The sequence below is a fragment of the Pseudomonas sp. GM84 genome, from assembly GCF_000282535.1.
Lineage (GTDB): Bacteria > Pseudomonadota > Gammaproteobacteria > Pseudomonadales > Pseudomonadaceae > Aquipseudomonas.
Genome location: NZ_AKJC01000123.1, coordinates 23,705 through 37,997, shown reverse-complemented (window position 1 = coordinate 37,997; position 14,293 = coordinate 23,705). Strand labels below are relative to the sequence as shown.

13 protein-coding genes are annotated in these 14,293 nt (G+C 61.8%); 8 read left to right on the top strand and 5 right to left on the bottom strand.

Going from position 1 to position 14,293, the window contains the following annotated elements; genetic code table 11:
- Positions 1-87: 87 nt before the first annotated feature.
- A complete protein-coding gene (locus PMI38_RS10965; protein ID WP_008093780.1) occupies positions 88-1,692 on the top strand; it encodes a response regulator in 1,605 nt (534 codons plus the stop codon).
- Positions 1,693-1,698: 6 nt separating this feature from the next.
- On the opposite strand, the gene PMI38_RS10960 is transcribed toward PMI38_RS10965, so the two are convergent.
- Entirely contained in the window at positions 1,699-3,588 is a 1,890-nt protein-coding gene (locus PMI38_RS10960) for a hybrid sensor histidine kinase/response regulator (protein ID WP_238540184.1), read from the bottom strand.
- On the opposite strand from PMI38_RS10960, the gene PMI38_RS27510 reads away from it, so the two are divergent.
- The 3 genes from PMI38_RS27510 to PMI38_RS10950 all read left to right on the top strand — a co-directional run bounded on the left by PMI38_RS27510 (position 3,587) and on the right by PMI38_RS10950 (position 5,636).
- The gene (locus PMI38_RS27510; protein WP_238540183.1) at positions 3,587-3,784 is read left to right on the top strand and encodes a hypothetical protein; all 198 of its coding nucleotides are present in this window, start codon (positions 3,587-3,589) and stop codon (positions 3,782-3,784) included. The genes PMI38_RS10960 and PMI38_RS27510 overlap by 2 nt on opposite strands.
- A gap of 233 nt (positions 3,785-4,017) precedes the next feature.
- Positions 4,018-4,701 (top strand): type 1 glutamine amidotransferase domain-containing protein, encoded by a 684-nt coding sequence (locus tag PMI38_RS10955; RefSeq protein WP_008093778.1) that lies wholly within the window; start codon positions 4,018-4,020, stop codon positions 4,699-4,701.
- 149 nt (positions 4,702-4,850) lie between these two features.
- Entirely contained in the window at positions 4,851-5,636 is a 786-nt protein-coding gene (locus PMI38_RS10950) for a CSS-motif domain-containing protein (protein ID WP_157214864.1), read from the top strand.
- A 16-nt stretch (positions 5,637-5,652) separates the two neighbouring features.
- On the opposite strand, the gene hppD is transcribed toward PMI38_RS10950, so the two are convergent.
- A complete protein-coding gene (gene hppD / locus PMI38_RS10945) occupies positions 5,653-6,729 on the bottom strand; it encodes a 4-hydroxyphenylpyruvate dioxygenase (protein WP_008093775.1) in 1,077 nt (358 codons plus the stop codon).
- A 301-nt stretch (positions 6,730-7,030) separates the two neighbouring features.
- On the opposite strand from hppD, the gene PMI38_RS10940 reads away from it, so the two are divergent.
- A complete protein-coding gene (locus PMI38_RS10940) occupies positions 7,031-8,617 on the top strand; it encodes an EAL domain-containing protein (protein WP_008093773.1) in 1,587 nt (528 codons plus the stop codon).
- 33 nt (positions 8,618-8,650) lie between these two features.
- Positions 8,651-9,538 carry an EamA family transporter RarD gene (rarD, locus tag PMI38_RS10935; RefSeq protein ID WP_008093771.1) on the top strand — a complete coding sequence of 296 codons (888 nt, stop codon included), beginning with the start codon at positions 8,651-8,653 and terminating at the stop codon, positions 9,536-9,538.
- Here rarD and PMI38_RS10930 read toward each other — a convergent pair.
- The gene (locus PMI38_RS10930) at positions 9,501-11,072 is read right to left on the bottom strand and encodes a TerC family protein (protein WP_008093770.1); all 1,572 of its coding nucleotides are present in this window, start codon (positions 11,070-11,072) and stop codon (positions 9,501-9,503) included. The genes rarD and PMI38_RS10930 overlap by 38 nt on opposite strands.
- Before the next feature lie 259 nt (positions 11,073-11,331).
- Here PMI38_RS10930 and PMI38_RS10925 point away from each other — a divergent pair, with 259 nt between their 5' ends.
- Positions 11,332-11,913: a LysE family translocator gene (locus PMI38_RS10925; protein WP_008093769.1), complete on the top strand. Its 582-nt coding sequence runs from the start codon at positions 11,332-11,334 to the stop codon at positions 11,911-11,913.
- Here the strand turns inward: PMI38_RS10925 and PMI38_RS10920 are convergent.
- Together PMI38_RS10920 and PMI38_RS10915 are read right to left on the bottom strand one after the other, a co-directional pair.
- Positions 11,888-12,796 (bottom strand): AraC family transcriptional regulator, encoded by a 909-nt coding sequence (locus PMI38_RS10920; RefSeq protein ID WP_008093768.1) that lies wholly within the window; start codon positions 12,794-12,796, stop codon positions 11,888-11,890. The two genes, PMI38_RS10925 and PMI38_RS10920, sit on opposite strands and share 26 nt — an antisense overlap.
- A 10-nt stretch (positions 12,797-12,806) precedes the next feature.
- Entirely contained in the window at positions 12,807-13,349 is a 543-nt protein-coding gene (locus tag PMI38_RS10915) for a helix-turn-helix domain-containing protein (RefSeq protein ID WP_043273415.1), read from the bottom strand.
- Between the two features lie 152 nt (positions 13,350-13,501).
- Here PMI38_RS10915 and PMI38_RS10910 point away from each other — a divergent pair, with 152 nt between their 5' ends.
- A complete protein-coding gene (locus PMI38_RS10910) occupies positions 13,502-14,284 on the top strand; it encodes an aldolase (RefSeq protein ID WP_008093766.1) in 783 nt (260 codons plus the stop codon).
- Positions 14,285-14,293: the final 9 nt, after the last annotated feature.

Sequence of the window (14,293 nt, the reverse complement as noted above, 5' to 3'; positions counted from 1 at the left end):
TTGGCAAGTGGCTGTGGTCCAGTGGGTATCGGACCCCTGACGGCATGACCCAGCATCGGCCTTGCCCACTGTCAAAGGAGATACGCATTGGCCAGTTCTGTGTCACTGGACGAACGTGCCGTGATCCTGGCGCCAACGCAGGTTGCCACAGACACTTCGCGGCTGCTGACGGCCGCGGGTGTGCAAAGCCTGTGCGCCCGCGACATGTCCGGCCTGCAGGCGGGTCTGGTCGAAGGCGCAGGGCTGGCGATCATCGCCGAAAACACACTGAACGAAAGCCCTGGGGCTGTTCTGCAGCAATTCATCGACCAGCAACCCAAGTGGTCCGACCTGCCGATCGTGATGCTCACCGCGACCTCGACCACTACCACCACGCCCGCCGATCACCCGCTGGGCAACCTGACCCTGCTGGTCATGCCGTTCGAAGAAGCGCAACTGCTGCAACTGATCCAGACCGCCCTGCGCACCCGCCGGCGCCAATACCTGGCACGTGATCAGTTAATGGATCTGCAGCAGCGCCTGGACGCTCGCAGCGAAGCGCAGCAGCGTGAAGCGCTGGCCAAGCACCAGGCCCGCAAGATGGAAGCGATCGGCCAATTGGCAGGCGGTGTGGCGCACGACTTCAACAACCTGCTGACCAGTATTGGCGGCAGTTTCGAGCTGATCGACCGGCGCTTGAAACAGGGGCGCTGCGAGGGCCTGGAGGGCGTCCTGCACATGGGCCTGGAAGCGGTGTCGCGCGCGGCCCAGCTCACCCACCGGTTGTTGGCGTTTTCGTCCCGCCAGTCGCTGCACAACCAGTGCATCGACCTGCCCACATTGCTACAGACGCAGCGCCTGAAATCAGTGCTCACGGCCAGCGTGAACCTGCAACTGCAGCTGGCCCCCGACCTTTGGCCGGTACAGGCAGACCAGACACAGCTGCAGGAAGCCATCGACAACCTGTTGCTGAACGCCTGTGAAGCCATGCCCAGCGGCGGCCTACTGCGTATCGAGGCGAGTAACCGGCAGGTCCGGACCCAACAACTGGCGGGCACCGGCTTGAGCGCCGGCGATTATGCTTGCCTGAGCGTCATCGATGAAGGCCAGGGCATGTCGGAAAGCACTCTGGAGCATGCCTTCGAGCCGTTCTTCAGCACCAAGCCGGTCGGCCAGGGTATCGGGCTGGGCCTGTCGATGGTGTACGGCTTCAGCAAACAATCCCACGGCCATGTGGTGCTGCACAGCCAGATCGGCCATGGCACGCGAGTAGAACTGTTCATGCCCCGCCATCACGGTCGCACGCCGGTGCAGAAAACGACGCCAGCGCCGCCTAAGGGCGGCAACGGGCGTTGTGTATTGCTGGTCGAAGATGACCCGCATGTGCGCCAACTGTTGCACCAGACCCTGCAGGAGGACGGTTTCCCCTGCCATAGCGCCAGCAATGCCAGCGAAGCGCTGCAGATATTGGGATCCGGCGAAGCCATCGACCTGCTGGTCAGCGACGTTGGTCTGCCGGGCATGAACGGCCGCCAGCTGGCAGAAATCGCCCGCACCTTGCGCCCACAACTGCCGGTGCTGTTCATCACCGGTTACGCTGAAACCGCAACAGCCCGGGAGGGCTTTCTCGCCCCGGGCATGCAACTGATCTGCAAGCCGTTCGAACTCAAGCAGCTGCAGGCACAGATCGCGCAGATGCTCGGTGGCCGTTGATCGGGTTCATTCGGTGAGCATCAGCATCGCCTGGTCGGCCAGGGTCTCCAGCGGGAAAGGTTTGAGCAACAGCGCTGTACCGGGCGCGTCGAGCAGCTGCGATTCCAAGGTGGGGTGGGTATAGCCGGTGATGAACAGAATCTTCTGTTCCGGTTTGATCATGCGCATCGCCCTGGCGACCTGGCGCCCGCTGAACCCGCCCGGCAAACCGATATCGGTGATGACCAGATCGAAGGACCCCTTGTGACGGAAGCGATCCAACGCCGAATTGGCATCTGTGACGTCACACACCTCGAAACCCCGTTCGCGAAGGTATTCACGCATCAACAGGCGCAGGTTGTGCTCATCGTCCACCAGCAGCACACGCTGCCCATTGGCCCGCAGTACGGTCGGCACACGTACAGGCGGCACTTCAGGGATGGCTTCGGCACAACGGGGAAACAGCATGGAAATCGTTGTTCCTTGATCCTGGACGGACTCGATCCACATGTAGCCACCGGACTGGCCGACGAACCCATGGATCATCGGCAGCCCCAGCCCGGCCCCGCGCCCGACGGGCTTGGTGGTGAAAAACGGTTCGAACGCCCTGGCCACGTCTTCGGCCGGCATGCCATGGCCATCGTCCGAGAAGTGCACGGCGACGTAGTCGCCCGGCTGCAGACCCGCTTCATCGGGAAAAGCGGCAGTCAGACGCGTGTTGGTCGTGCGTACCGTCACAGTGCCACGCCCCAGGCAGGCATCGCGCGCATTGGCACACAGGTTGACCAGGGTCGTTTCCAGTTGCGAGTCATCCAGGCAGACTGCCCAAGGCTCCACGTCCATCTGCCAGAGCAAGCGCATCTCCGCCCCCAATACCTGGTGCAGCAAAGGTTCCATGGTTGACAGTTGGCGGTTGATATCGAGCGGTTTCGGTGAAAGCGGCTGGTGACGGGAAAAGGCCAGCAGACGGTGGGTGAGGGTCATGGCACGCTGGACCGAATCGCGGGCCAGGACGACATAATGATCGATCCGCTCCAGGCGCCCTTGGCTCAGCCGTCGCTGCAGCAACTCCAGGCTGCCACTGATGCCCGACAACAAGTTGTTCATCTCATGGGCCATGCCGCCTGCCAGGTGGCTCACCACTTCCAGTTGCTGGTTGCCGCGCAGCAGCGCCTGAGACTGGCGCATCGCCTCCTCGCGGTCATCGGTGATGTCACGCCCTACGGCGGTCAGAAAGGTACCGTCGAACTTGGCCGTCCAGCGGAACCACCGATAATGCCCATCGCTATGGCGCAGGCGGGTTTCCAACTGTTCGGCGCCCTGGTCACGCACGAAATCGATCACCGCCACTTCTACTTCGGCCCGGTCGGCCGGGTGCACCAGCTGCAGGATCGGGATGTCATGCACCTCGGCCATGGTCCAGCCGAGAATACGCAGCCAGGCGGGGTTGGCCGCCTGCAACCGGAGGTCGCGGGTCACGGTGATCATGGCATCGCGTGACAGTTGCCAGATCGATTCGCGATCGACCAGATAGCGCTTGATCTGCTGCTCGAAGGCCTGGGCCTGCTCACGCCAATTGTTCAGCGCATCGACACTGGCGGTGGTTTCGATGACCGTGTGCAGAAACCCCGCCACTTCCCGCTGCTCGTCGCAGATCGGCGTATAGCTGAAGGCGTACCAGGCCTTGACACCGTCATTGGCGGAAACGACCCACAGCGGTTGGTCTTCGACAAAGCTGGCATGGCCCTGCAGTGCCTTGAACACCCACGGCCCCACCTCTTCCCAGTTTTTTTCCCACAACGCGTCGAATCGCTTGCCCAGGGCAGCGTTCAGGCCATCGAGCAACCTCACGTACGCCGTGTTGTGAATCACCGTCAGGTCTGGGCCCCAGACCACAGCGCTGGGAAAGGGCGACATGAGCATCGCGTCGACCGCCAAACGTAACGGCGCCTGCCACAACGGCAATGGCCCAAGCGCGGTTCGCTGCCAATCATGTGCGGCGATCAACTCGCCCATACCGCTGGTCGATGTGGCCAACGAAGTCAATTGGATGCGCTGCGCCGACAATTTGCTCCGACCGTTTTTAGCGACCATTGTCGTGATTCCACGGTAACGCTGAATAAACAAGCGATTCGCACATCATCTGTTCCTCTTTCAGCGCCAAAATCCCTGGTATGCGCAAAGGGCTCGCCATTGAATCAGCAGAATATTCACGGGTAATGGCCCCCCAACAACAGTAGCACACAGCCACTATTGGTGTGCGTACCTGCATCCGGCAGCTATGCTCACTAGGTTTCAGTGCGTCATGGCGCAACTTTCCTTATTACTACAGACCGGAGTGTGGTGATGAGCAAGAAAATTCTCGTGGTGTTGACCAACACCGCCAAGTACCCGGAACTGAACCGGGCCACCGGCCTGTGGCTGGGTGAAGCCGTGCATTTCGTTGATGTGGTGCAAAAAGCGGGGTACAGCGTTGACTATGTAAGCCCCGAGGGCGGCTATGTGCCGATCGACCCACACAGCCTGCAATTGGCGCCAGAACTGGACTGGCAATGGTACGACGACAAGTCGTTCATGAATCGCCTGGGCGCCTCGCTGCCACCGGGCATGGTCAAGGCCGAGGACTACAGCGTCATTTACTACACCGGCGGGCATGGGGTGATGTATGACTTCCCTGATAATCAGCCGTTGCAGGAGCTGGCGCGCAGAATCTACGAAAACAAGGGCATCATCGCTGCAGTGTGTCATGGCGTGGTGGGCCTGCTGAACATCAAGCTCAGCGACAACACGCTGTTGCTCAAGGACCGTAAGGTCACAGGCTTCTCCAATACCGAGGAAAAGCTTGTCGAACTGGACAAGGTCGTACCGTTCCTGACCGAAAACGAAATGGGGGCTCGCGGAGGTATTTACAGCAAACATGACGATCCCTGGGCGCCATTCGTGGTCGCCGACGAACGTCTGATCACAGGGCAAAATCCAAACTCTACGCATCTGCTGGCGAAGAAAGTGCTGGAACAGCTCAGCCCATGACAAGTCCTACGCATCAACGTATTGCGTACCCAGCCAAAAACGGCAGTGGATTACAGTAGACCTGCCACAGTTTTCCTAGGCTCTTCGCTCGACTGCCCATCCCGGACAGCCTTGAAGCGGAGGGCCGCAGGCCTATGTCAAGAACCACCATGATCGGTCGCTCCCTGCTGGAAGTTCTGCTGGTCTTGTCTATCAGCTTGATACCTGTCGCCTCAGGCCTCGCGGTGATGGTTTACCAGCAGGATCGAAAACTCGCGGAAAACGCGCGGATCTCCTTACAGGAAGCGATTTATTCAGTCGATTTGTCGCTGGACAGGTTAGATGCTGTTGTCAGCAACGCCTTGACACTGTCAGGCAAGCCCTGTGCAGAGGTGAAACCAAGCCTGATCAAGCAAGTCACAGAGACGCAATACTTGCGCTCGCTCACGTTGAGCCAGAACCGCGAGGTCTACTGCAGTTCATTGGCGGGTGTCGTTGACGGCGCGATCGATTTCGCCGAGATACAAGCGCCACTGCAATTGATTGTCGACGCCACATTGACACCGAGTCGCGCCGTTCTCCTCTACCAGCTTCAGCGCGATGATTTCAGTGCGACGGCCACCAGCTATGCCGATCAACTGCGCGATGAACTCAGTGCTTTCCAGGACGGGCTGACCTTGCTGCTCGAATTTGGCGACGCCTACATCTGGAATGGGGACGCGAGCGGTCTGTCCCGGCCTTCTCAGTCCGAGTATTTTCAGACGGCTGTATCGGAAAAGTACGGCTATACCCTCAAGGTCGGCTATGCACAAGGCTACTCCGCCCAGGAGGCTCGCCAGTCGATGATCCTGGTGCTCCCCTCTTTGGTGCTGATCGGAATAGTCACCGGCTCCATCATCTACTGGGCCATGTTCCGACGCGGCCCTCGAGGCGGTAACGCCGTCAACCCGCGTTGACGGCGTTACGCTGGGCTCACTCAGCGTTGAGCACACCACGACGAACCTGGTCGCGCTCGATGGACTCGAACAGCGCCTTGAAGTTGCCTTCACCAAAGCCGTCATCGCCCTTGCGCTGGATGAACTCGAAGAACACCGGCCCCAGGAGGGTTTCCGAGAAAATCTGCAGCAGCAGACGTTTGTCGCCGGACTCGGAAGCACCGTCAAGCAGAATACCGCGGGCCTGCAGTTGGTCGACCGGCTCACCGTGCCCTGGCAGGCGCTCTTCGAGCATTTCGTAATAGGTCTGCGGCGGCGCAGTCATGAAGCGCATGCCGTAGCCCTTCAGGGCATCCCAGGTCTTGAGCAGGTCATCGGTGAGGAACGCCACGTGCTGGATGCCTTCACCGTTGAACTGCATGAGGAACTCTTCGATCTGGCCAGCACCCTTGGACGATTCCTCGTTCAGTGGAATGCGGATCATCCCGTCGGGCGCAGTCATGGCCTTGGACGTCAGGCCGGTGTATTCGCCCTTGATGTCGAAGTAGCGGATCTCACGGAAATTGAACAGTTTTTCGTAGAACCCGGCCCAGTACGCCATGCGCCCGCGGTAGACGTTGTGGGTCAGGTGGTCGATGATTTTCAGGCCCGCACCCGCGGGATTGCGGTCGACGCCTTCGATGAAGTTGAAATCGATGTCGTAGATCGAGCTGCCTTCTTCGAAGCGGTCGATCAGGTACAGCGGCGCACCGCCGATGCCCTTGATCGCTGGCAGGCGCAGCTCCATCGGGCCCGTTTCGATCTCCACCGGCTGGGCACCCAGCTCAAGCGCACGGGCATAGGCTTCATGGGCATTGCGCACGCGGAAGGCCATGCCGCAAACCGACGGGCCATGCTCGGCGGCAAAATACGAGGCGATGCTCTTGGGCTCGTTGTTGAGAATCAGGTTGATGCCACCCTGACGGTACAGGTGAACATCCTTGGAGCGGTGAGTGGCCACCTTGGTGAAGCCGAGTATCTGGAATACCGGCTCAAGCACACCTGGGGTCGGCGAAGCCAGTTCGATGAATTCGAAGCCCATCAGGCCCATTGGATTTTCAAAGATATCAGCCATGTTCGTGTCCTCATCTGCAGCGAAAGATTATTGAATGCGTGGGATGTGGAACGGCAATGGCGGTGAGCAGGGGATACCGCGCACGCTGCGGGCGAGGAAGTCACCAATGATCAGCTTGAACCCAGGGTATGTCATATGGACCATTCTCGGTGGGGTTGATCCTTCAGCAAATGAAGGACCTTATTGTTGTATTCGTAAACCGATTCTACAGTGCGTAAATTCTCTTGTCGCGCTTTTGTTCTCCACCGGCGCCGACAAACGGCTATCCTCTGCAGGTTACCTTTCACAAGATTAGGCCAGCATGCCCCTTACCGTTAAACGCCCTGCCCGTTGGAGCTGGCGCACCCTGCTCCCCTGGATAGTTGGCGCGTTGCCGCTGGGATTCGGCCTGATCGTGATGAATTGGCAAATCGAGCGCGAGCTGCGTGCGGACAGCCAAGCCACCACGCGCCAGGTGGTGGAGCAAATCGAACATATCCTCGACAACCTTTCCAGTACCGCCCAGGCCCTGCTGCCCCTGGCCGGCAGCCCGTGCGAACAGACCCAGCTGACGCTGCGCGGCGAGCTCACCCGCAATGCCTTCGTGCGTTCGACCAACCTGTTCCAGCACAATACCCTCTATTGCACGTCGCTGTTCGGCGAGTTCGACGAGCCTGTCGACCCCCGCGACTACACCGATGGCACCTTGTGGCTGATGGATGGCAACTCGGTCACACCGGGCCGTGCCTTGCTGGTGTACCGTGCCAGCGATGGCGAACGCGGCGCCATTACCACCGTGGACGGCGAACACCTGTTGACCGCACTGCGCCTGATCGGCCCCAACCAGGAACTGCAACTGCGGGTGGGCGATGACTGGATGGGCAAGGACGGCCTGGTGCACCAAGGCCAGCTGCCCCGCGCCCCTGTCGCCGAAGTGACGCAAAGTTCGACGCGCTACCCGTTCAGCGTGCACGGCGGCTACAGCGACGGCACCCCTGGCCAGTTGCTGCGCAGCCACTACCCGGCGCTGCTCAGCCTGCTGCTGTTGCTGGGCGCGGTGGCCGGCATCGCCTGTCGCTGGCAGATCCGCCGGGCCAACTCGCCGCGTGCCGAACTGCGCCGCGCCCTGGAGGCCGACGAGTTTCTGCCGTATTTCCAGCCGGTAGTGCGCAAGGACGATTACCGCTGGGCAGGCGCCGAAGTGTTGATGCGCTGGAACCACCCGCAGGAAGGCCTGGTACGCCCCGACCTGTTCATCCCTTATGCCGAGCACAGCGGGCAGATCGTCGACATGACCCGGGCGCTGATGCTGCACGCCGCGCACAGCCTGGCCCCCTACGCTGCGCTGATGGAGGATGGCTTTCACATTGCCATCAACATCACCGCCGACCATTGCCGCAACTTCGAGCTGCTCGACGATTGCCGCACCTTCCTGCAACATTTCCCGCCCGGACGTGTGGTGCTGACCCTGGAACTGACCGAACGCAAGCTGATCGAGGCCTCCCCGGTCGCCCTGGAGCTGTTCGAGAAGTTGCATGAGATGGGCGTGATGATTGCCCTCGACGACTTCGGCACCGGCCAGTCGAGCCTGAGTTACCTGCGCCAGTTCCAGGTCGATTACCTGAAGATCGACCAGAGCTTCGTGGCCATGATCGGTGGCGATGCGCTCTCGCTGCATATCCTCGACAGCATCATCGAACTGTCCGGCAAGCTGGGCCTGGGCCTGGTCGCCGAAGGTGTGGAAAGCGAGGTCCAGCGCGACTACCTGGCCCGACACGGCGTCGACTTCCAGCAGGGCTACCTGTTCGGCCGGCCGATGCCGGCAGCCGAATTTCTCCAGGCATTGGCCACCCGGCCAGGGGTTGAGCAGTTGCCGCAGGGCGCGCCCCCTGAGATCATGCGCGGCTGATCCACCCGCTCACTCCCCCTATCCGAGGCATTCGTGTCAAAAGGCATTCTCTGTTCGGTCATGGCGTCCTGTCTGTTCGCCGTGATGTACTTCTATACCTCTCTGCTTGCCCCCCTCGATGGCGAAGAAATCTTCGGCTGGCGCACCCTGCTGACGCTCCCTTGCCTGACCCTGTTCATGCTGGTGAGCAAGGACTGGAAGCGGGTTGGAGACTTGCTCGCACGCGTGCGCCAGACACCTGTCCTGCTGCTGGGCATGGTTGGCACCTCGTGGTTGATGGGTGTGCAGTTGTGGCTGTTCCTCTGGGCGCCGCTGCACGGGCGCAGCCTGGAAGTATCGATGGGTTACTTCCTCCTGCCGTTGGCGATGGTGCTGACCGGTCGCCTGGCTTATGGAGAACGTCTGTCGCGCCTGCAGAAAGTGGCGGTGAGCTGCGCCGCACTGGGCGTGGGCCACGAGCTGTACCAGAACGGCAGCTTTGCCTGGGAAACGCTGCTGGTGACGATCGGCTACCCGATCTACTTCGTCCTGCGCCGGCGCTGCCGCACCGACCACCTGGGTGGCCTGTGGTGCGACATGTGCCTGCTGCTGCCCTGGGCCCTGTACTTCGTCAGCCAAGGGCCACTGACCAGCGCTGACCTGCTGGCGCACCCTGGCCTGTACGGCTTGATCCCACTGCTCGGGGCGATCAGTGCCTCGGCCCTGATCGCCTACGTGCTGGCCAGCCGCTTGCTGCCATTCAGCCTGTTCGGCCTGCTCAGCTACGTGGAGCCTGTGCTGCTGGTCGGCGTTGCGTTGCTATTGGGCGAGACCATCGGCCCGGATCAGTGGCTGACCTACCTGCCGATCTGGGCTGCAGTCCTGGTACTGGTGCTCGAAGGTTTCAAGCACCTGCTGCGTCAGCGTCGACGTTCGGTGTAAGGCGCACCTGACGCACCCGCCGCTCCTCCACCGCCACTACGGTCATGCTCCAGCCGTTCCAGGCCAGGTGGTCACCGACCACCGGAAGGCGATCCAGCAGGCTCATCACCAGGCCCGCCAGGGTCTGGTAGTCCTCCGTCGCACGGGCGGCAAAGCCGGTACGGGCCTGGACCTGGCTAAGGTTCAGGGCACCGCTGACCACAAAGCTATTCCCCTCCTCCACGATCGCCGGGCCTTCCACCTCACTGGCATCCGGCAATTCACCGGCGATCGACTCAAGGATATCGGTCATGGTCAACAGGCCGGTGAAGTCACCGAATTCGTTGACCACGAAGGCAATGTGCGTCGACTGGCTGCGCATCTGTTCCAGCGCGTTGAGGATGCTGAAGCTCTCCAGCAGGTTCAACGGTGCCCGGGCCATGCGTTCAAGGTCGGGCTCGGCACCCGACAAGAACTCCTTGAGCAGCTCTTTCTTGTGCACGAAACCCAGCGGCTCGTCGATGCGGCCGTCGCGAATCAATGGCAGACGCGAATACGGCGAGTTGGCCAGGGCCTCGGAGATGGCGGCCGCAGGCTGCGCCAGGTCAAGCACATCGACTTCGGCACGGGCGGTCATCACGGTACGAATCGGCCGCTCGGCAAGGTTCAGCACCCCGCTGATCATCACCCGTTCACGTCGGTCGAACAGCACCTGCTCTTCGCCACCCGCCACCAGGTCGGCGATTTCCTCGCCGACCTCGTCAGCCTCGACCCGACGCCCGCCGAGCAGACGCAGCACGGCATGGGCCGTGCGCTCACGCAGCGGCCGGTGCTGCTGCAGGCTGCGCTTGCGACGGGCGCGGGCCAACTGGTTGAACAGCTCGATGAGGATCGAGAAGCCAATCGCCGCGTACAGGTAGCCTTTCGGGATATGGAAGCCCAGGCCTTCGGCGGTCAGGCTGAAGCCGATCATCATCAAGAAGCCCAGGCACAGCATGATCACGGTCGGGTGGGCGTTGACGAAGCGGGTCAGTGGCTTGCTGGCGACGATCATGATGCCGATCGAGAAGATCACCGCGATCATCATCACCGACAGATGTTCGACCATGCCCACAGCGGTAATGACCGCATCCAGCGAGAACACCGCGTCCAGCACCACGATCTGCGCCACGATCGGCCAGAACGCCGCGTGGCGTACCGCACCGCTGGCCTGGGTGACGTGGCCCTCAAGGCGTTCATGCAGCTCCATGGTGGCCTTGAACAGCAGGAACACACCACCGAACAGCATGATCAGGTCACGGCCGGAGAAGCTCTTGCCGAACACCTCGATCAGCGGCGCGGTCAGGGTGACCATCCACGAGATACTGGCCAACAGGCCCAGGCGCATGATCAACGCCAGGCTCAGGCCGATCACCCGCGCGCGGTCGCGCTGATGCGGTGGCAGCTTGTCCGCCAGGATGGCGATGAACACCAGGTTGTCGATACCCAGCACCAACTCGAGGACGATAAGCGTCAACAGGCCTAACCAGGCCGTGGGGTCGGCTAGCCATTCCATTAGCGGGTACTCACGAAGAAGGCGTCACGGGGACGGGGGAAAGATGGCCGGGACGGCCGGGGACTGGGGGGCTCCGCGAAGGTGCTCATGGGGACCTTGATAGCAATTAGGGACGGTGATCCTACAAGCACAGCAGGTTTTTCTGATAGCGCAAAACTATTACAAAACCTGTAACAAAGCCGCTGGGCACTTTTCTTCAATACGCCTGCCTGACGGGGCGGCAGGATGCCCGGACATCCTTCATCGCGGAACACATTCAATGAGCCTGTCACTTTCCATGGCCGCCTTCGCACTGGCGGCTTCCATATCACCTGGCCCGGTGAACATCGTTGCGCTGGGCAGTGGCGTTCGCCACGGGTTGCGCGCGAGCCTGGCACATGTGACAGGGGCAACTCTGGGGTTCTGCCTGCTGCTGGTACTGGTGGGGCTGGGCCTGCACGAGCTATTGATACGCTGGCCGTTGCTGGGCGTGGCGCTGCATTGGGGCGGCGTGGCGTTTTTGCTGTACATGGCCTGGAAACTGGCAAGCGACAACGGCCAGTTGGGCGGCGAGCATCAGCATCAGGCGCCCTCGGCCTGGCATGGCGCCGTGATGCAGTGGCTGAATCCAAAGGCCTGGCTGGCAGCGGTCGCGGGCGTGGGTGCCTATACCGGCGGGGAGCAACAGCTGTTGTGGTGGTTTACCTGGATCTATGCACCAATCTGTTTTGTCTCGGTGGCCAGTTGGGCTTGGGCGGGGAGCGTTATTCGGCAGTCGTTGAGTGAGCCGCGGTACTTGCGGTTGCTCAATCGCGGCTTGGCTGTGCTGCTGGTGATCAGTGCGGGGTATCTGGTTTTCTGATGCTGGCCGTACTGGCCTCATCGCCGGCAAGCCGGCTCCCACAGGTGCTGTTTTGCCCTTGAGGGCAGTGGAGAACCTGTGGGAGCCGGCTTGCCGGCGATAGGGCCAGCCCATTTCTATAGTGCCCAGGCGTCGCCGCCAGGTGCTGCTTGAACGCCCGCTGCAGGTGCGCCTGATCGGCAAACCCCGCCTCCACCGCCACCTCGGCAATCGCCCTGCCCCTGCGCAGTTGCGCGCGCGCATGCTGCACCCGCTGGTCGAGCAGGTAACCATGCGGCGTCAGGTCAAACCGCTGGCGGAAGGCGCGTATCAGATAGGACCGGGACAGGCCGCTGGCAGCACAGATATCTTCAAGACTCAGCGGGTCGGCCCGGTGTGCGCGAATGAACGCTGCAGCCGTTTCCAGGCGCGGGTGCTGGGTACGTGCAGGCCCCTCGACGGCGTGTAGGTAACCGGGCAGCTCGCCGAAAAAGCAGGCCAGCCCGGCCTCCCGATTCTCGTTCGCGCTGTCGAACAGATCGGCGAACAGTTGCAGCAACCGGTGGTACAAGGCAGGCGAGCTACTCCAGGTCTGCGTCGGCAGCAAGAAGCCACGCGCCTGCAACCACGGCATGTCGACGTACAGCATCAGGTACGACCAGCCCTGCCCCGCGATCGGATTGCAGGCGTGCACCACGCCCGGGTTCATCAGCACCGTGGAGCCGGCGCTCAGCTCGACCTGGCGGGCTCCACTCAAGTAGGTGCAATGCCCACCGGTGATCACGCCGATGGAAAAACTCTCATGGGAATGGGCCGCATAGCACACCTTGCGCCCGTCCCCGACGCGCCGGGCTTCGACGAAGGGCAAAGCCGGATCCCGCCAGAACCGCGACACCTCGATCATCGATCGGCCCTCACTCGCCGTTGTCGTGGACCACCACCAGCAGCTGCGCCGGGCGTGCGCCTACCGATCGCAGGCGGTGCGGGGTCTGGGCATTGAAGTGCAGCGCATCGCCCTGCGCCAGCAAGACGCGCTCATTCATGAAGTCCACTTCCACCTGCCCCTCATGCACGAACAGGAACTCTTCGCCCTGGTGCTCCTTGAAGGTCGGGTCACTGAACTCGGTCGGCGGCTGGATCAGGAACGGCAACAGGCTGCGCTGCCCGACCTGGTGGGTCAGCGCCGCGTAGCCCGGCCCATGACCATCGCCGACCAGGGCCTGACGCTCGCCCTGGCGCACCAGGCTGTAGCGGCTCTGCCCGGCCTGTTCCTCGGCGAACAGCTCCTCGACATTGACGTTCAGCGCCCGCGCCAGCTTCAGCGCGGCCGCGATCGACGGCGTGCTCAAGCCCCGTTCGACCTTGGACAGGTAGCTCTTGGTCATGCCGGCCTTCCCGGCCAACACCTCAAGCGTGATACCCAGTTTTTTTCTCAGCAATTTCAATCGGATAGACATGTGAAGCAGCTTTCCCAGGCGAACCCACTTGCTCATGACACTTTGTGTCATATAGGATAATTTGTGTCATATGATTGACCGCCTCTCCACCGACCAAAGCATCGAGGCGGGCAAGCACTGACATCGACCATCACGCCACAGAGGACACCCCCATGGCCAAGACCCTGACACACAGCAAAGACCAGCTGGTGCAAAAAGCCCTGACGCAGATGCAAGGCTCGCTTGCCGATAATACGTGGACTGTACGGGAAAAGCTGGCCCTGACCTGCCGAATTCTCTTCGACCATGGCCACGACTCTGGCCTGGCCGGGCAGATCAGCGCCCGAGGGCCGCAGCCAGGCACCTTCTACACCCAGCAACTGGGCCTGGGTTTCGACGAAATCAATGCCAGCAACCTGCTGCTGGTCAACGAGGACCTGGACGTCCTCGAAGGCCATGGCATGCCCAACCCGGCCAACCGCTTCCACAGCTGGGTGTACCGCGCGCGTGCGGATGTGAACTGCATCATCCACACCCACCCGACCCACGTCGCGGCCCTGTCCATGCTCGAAGTGCCGCTGGTGGTCTCGCACATGGACCTGTGCCCGCTGTACGACGATTGCGCGTTCCTCGAAGCCTGGCCGGGCGTGCCGGTGGGTAACGAAGAAGGTGAGCTGATCAGTGCCGCCCTCGGCGACAAGCGCGCCATCCTGCTCTCGCACCACGGCCAGCTCTCTACCGGCACGAGCATCGAACAGGCCTGCGTCTACGCCCAGTTGATCGAGCGCGCCGCACGTCTTCAGTTACTGGCCATGGCCGCCGGCACCGTGAAGCCCATCGCCCCGGCGCTGGGGCGCGAAGCGCACGACTGGATCGACCGGCCCAAGCGCCATGGCGCTGCGTTCAACTACTTTGCCCGGCAAAGCCTGCGTGCCCACGCCGACTGCCTGAACTGACCCCAGAAT

Excerpts from the sequence above, each read along its gene's own strand:
- PMI38_RS27510 (WP_238540183.1), top strand. The coding sequence starts at position 3,587 with ATGAGCATCGCGTCGACCGCCAAACGTAACGGCGCCTGCCACAACGGC.
- PMI38_RS10960 (WP_238540184.1), bottom strand. The coding sequence starts at position 3,588 with ATGTCGCCCTTTCCCAGCGCTGTGGTCTGGGGCCCAGACCTGACGGTG.
- PMI38_RS10955 (WP_008093778.1), top strand. The coding sequence starts at position 4,018 with ATGAGCAAGAAAATTCTCGTGGTGTTGACCAACACCGCCAAGTACCCG.
- PMI38_RS10950 (WP_157214864.1), top strand. The coding sequence starts at position 4,851 with ATGATCGGTCGCTCCCTGCTGGAAGTTCTGCTGGTCTTGTCTATCAGC.
- hppD (WP_008093775.1), bottom strand. The coding sequence starts at position 6,729 with ATGGCTGATATCTTTGAAAATCCAATGGGCCTGATGGGCTTCGAATTC.
- PMI38_RS10940 (WP_008093773.1), top strand. The coding sequence starts at position 7,031 with ATGCCCCTTACCGTTAAACGCCCTGCCCGTTGGAGCTGGCGCACCCTG.
- PMI38_RS10930 (WP_008093770.1), bottom strand. The coding sequence starts at position 11,072 with ATGGAATGGCTAGCCGACCCCACGGCCTGGTTAGGCCTGTTGACGCTT.
- PMI38_RS10925 (WP_008093769.1), top strand. The coding sequence starts at position 11,332 with ATGAGCCTGTCACTTTCCATGGCCGCCTTCGCACTGGCGGCTTCCATA.
- PMI38_RS10920 (WP_008093768.1), bottom strand. The coding sequence starts at position 12,796 with ATGATCGAGGTGTCGCGGTTCTGGCGGGATCCGGCTTTGCCCTTCGTC.
- PMI38_RS10915 (WP_043273415.1), bottom strand. The coding sequence starts at position 13,349 with ATGTCTATCCGATTGAAATTGCTGAGAAAAAAACTGGGTATCACGCTT.
- PMI38_RS10910 (WP_008093766.1), top strand. The coding sequence starts at position 13,502 with ATGGCCAAGACCCTGACACACAGCAAAGACCAGCTGGTGCAAAAAGCC.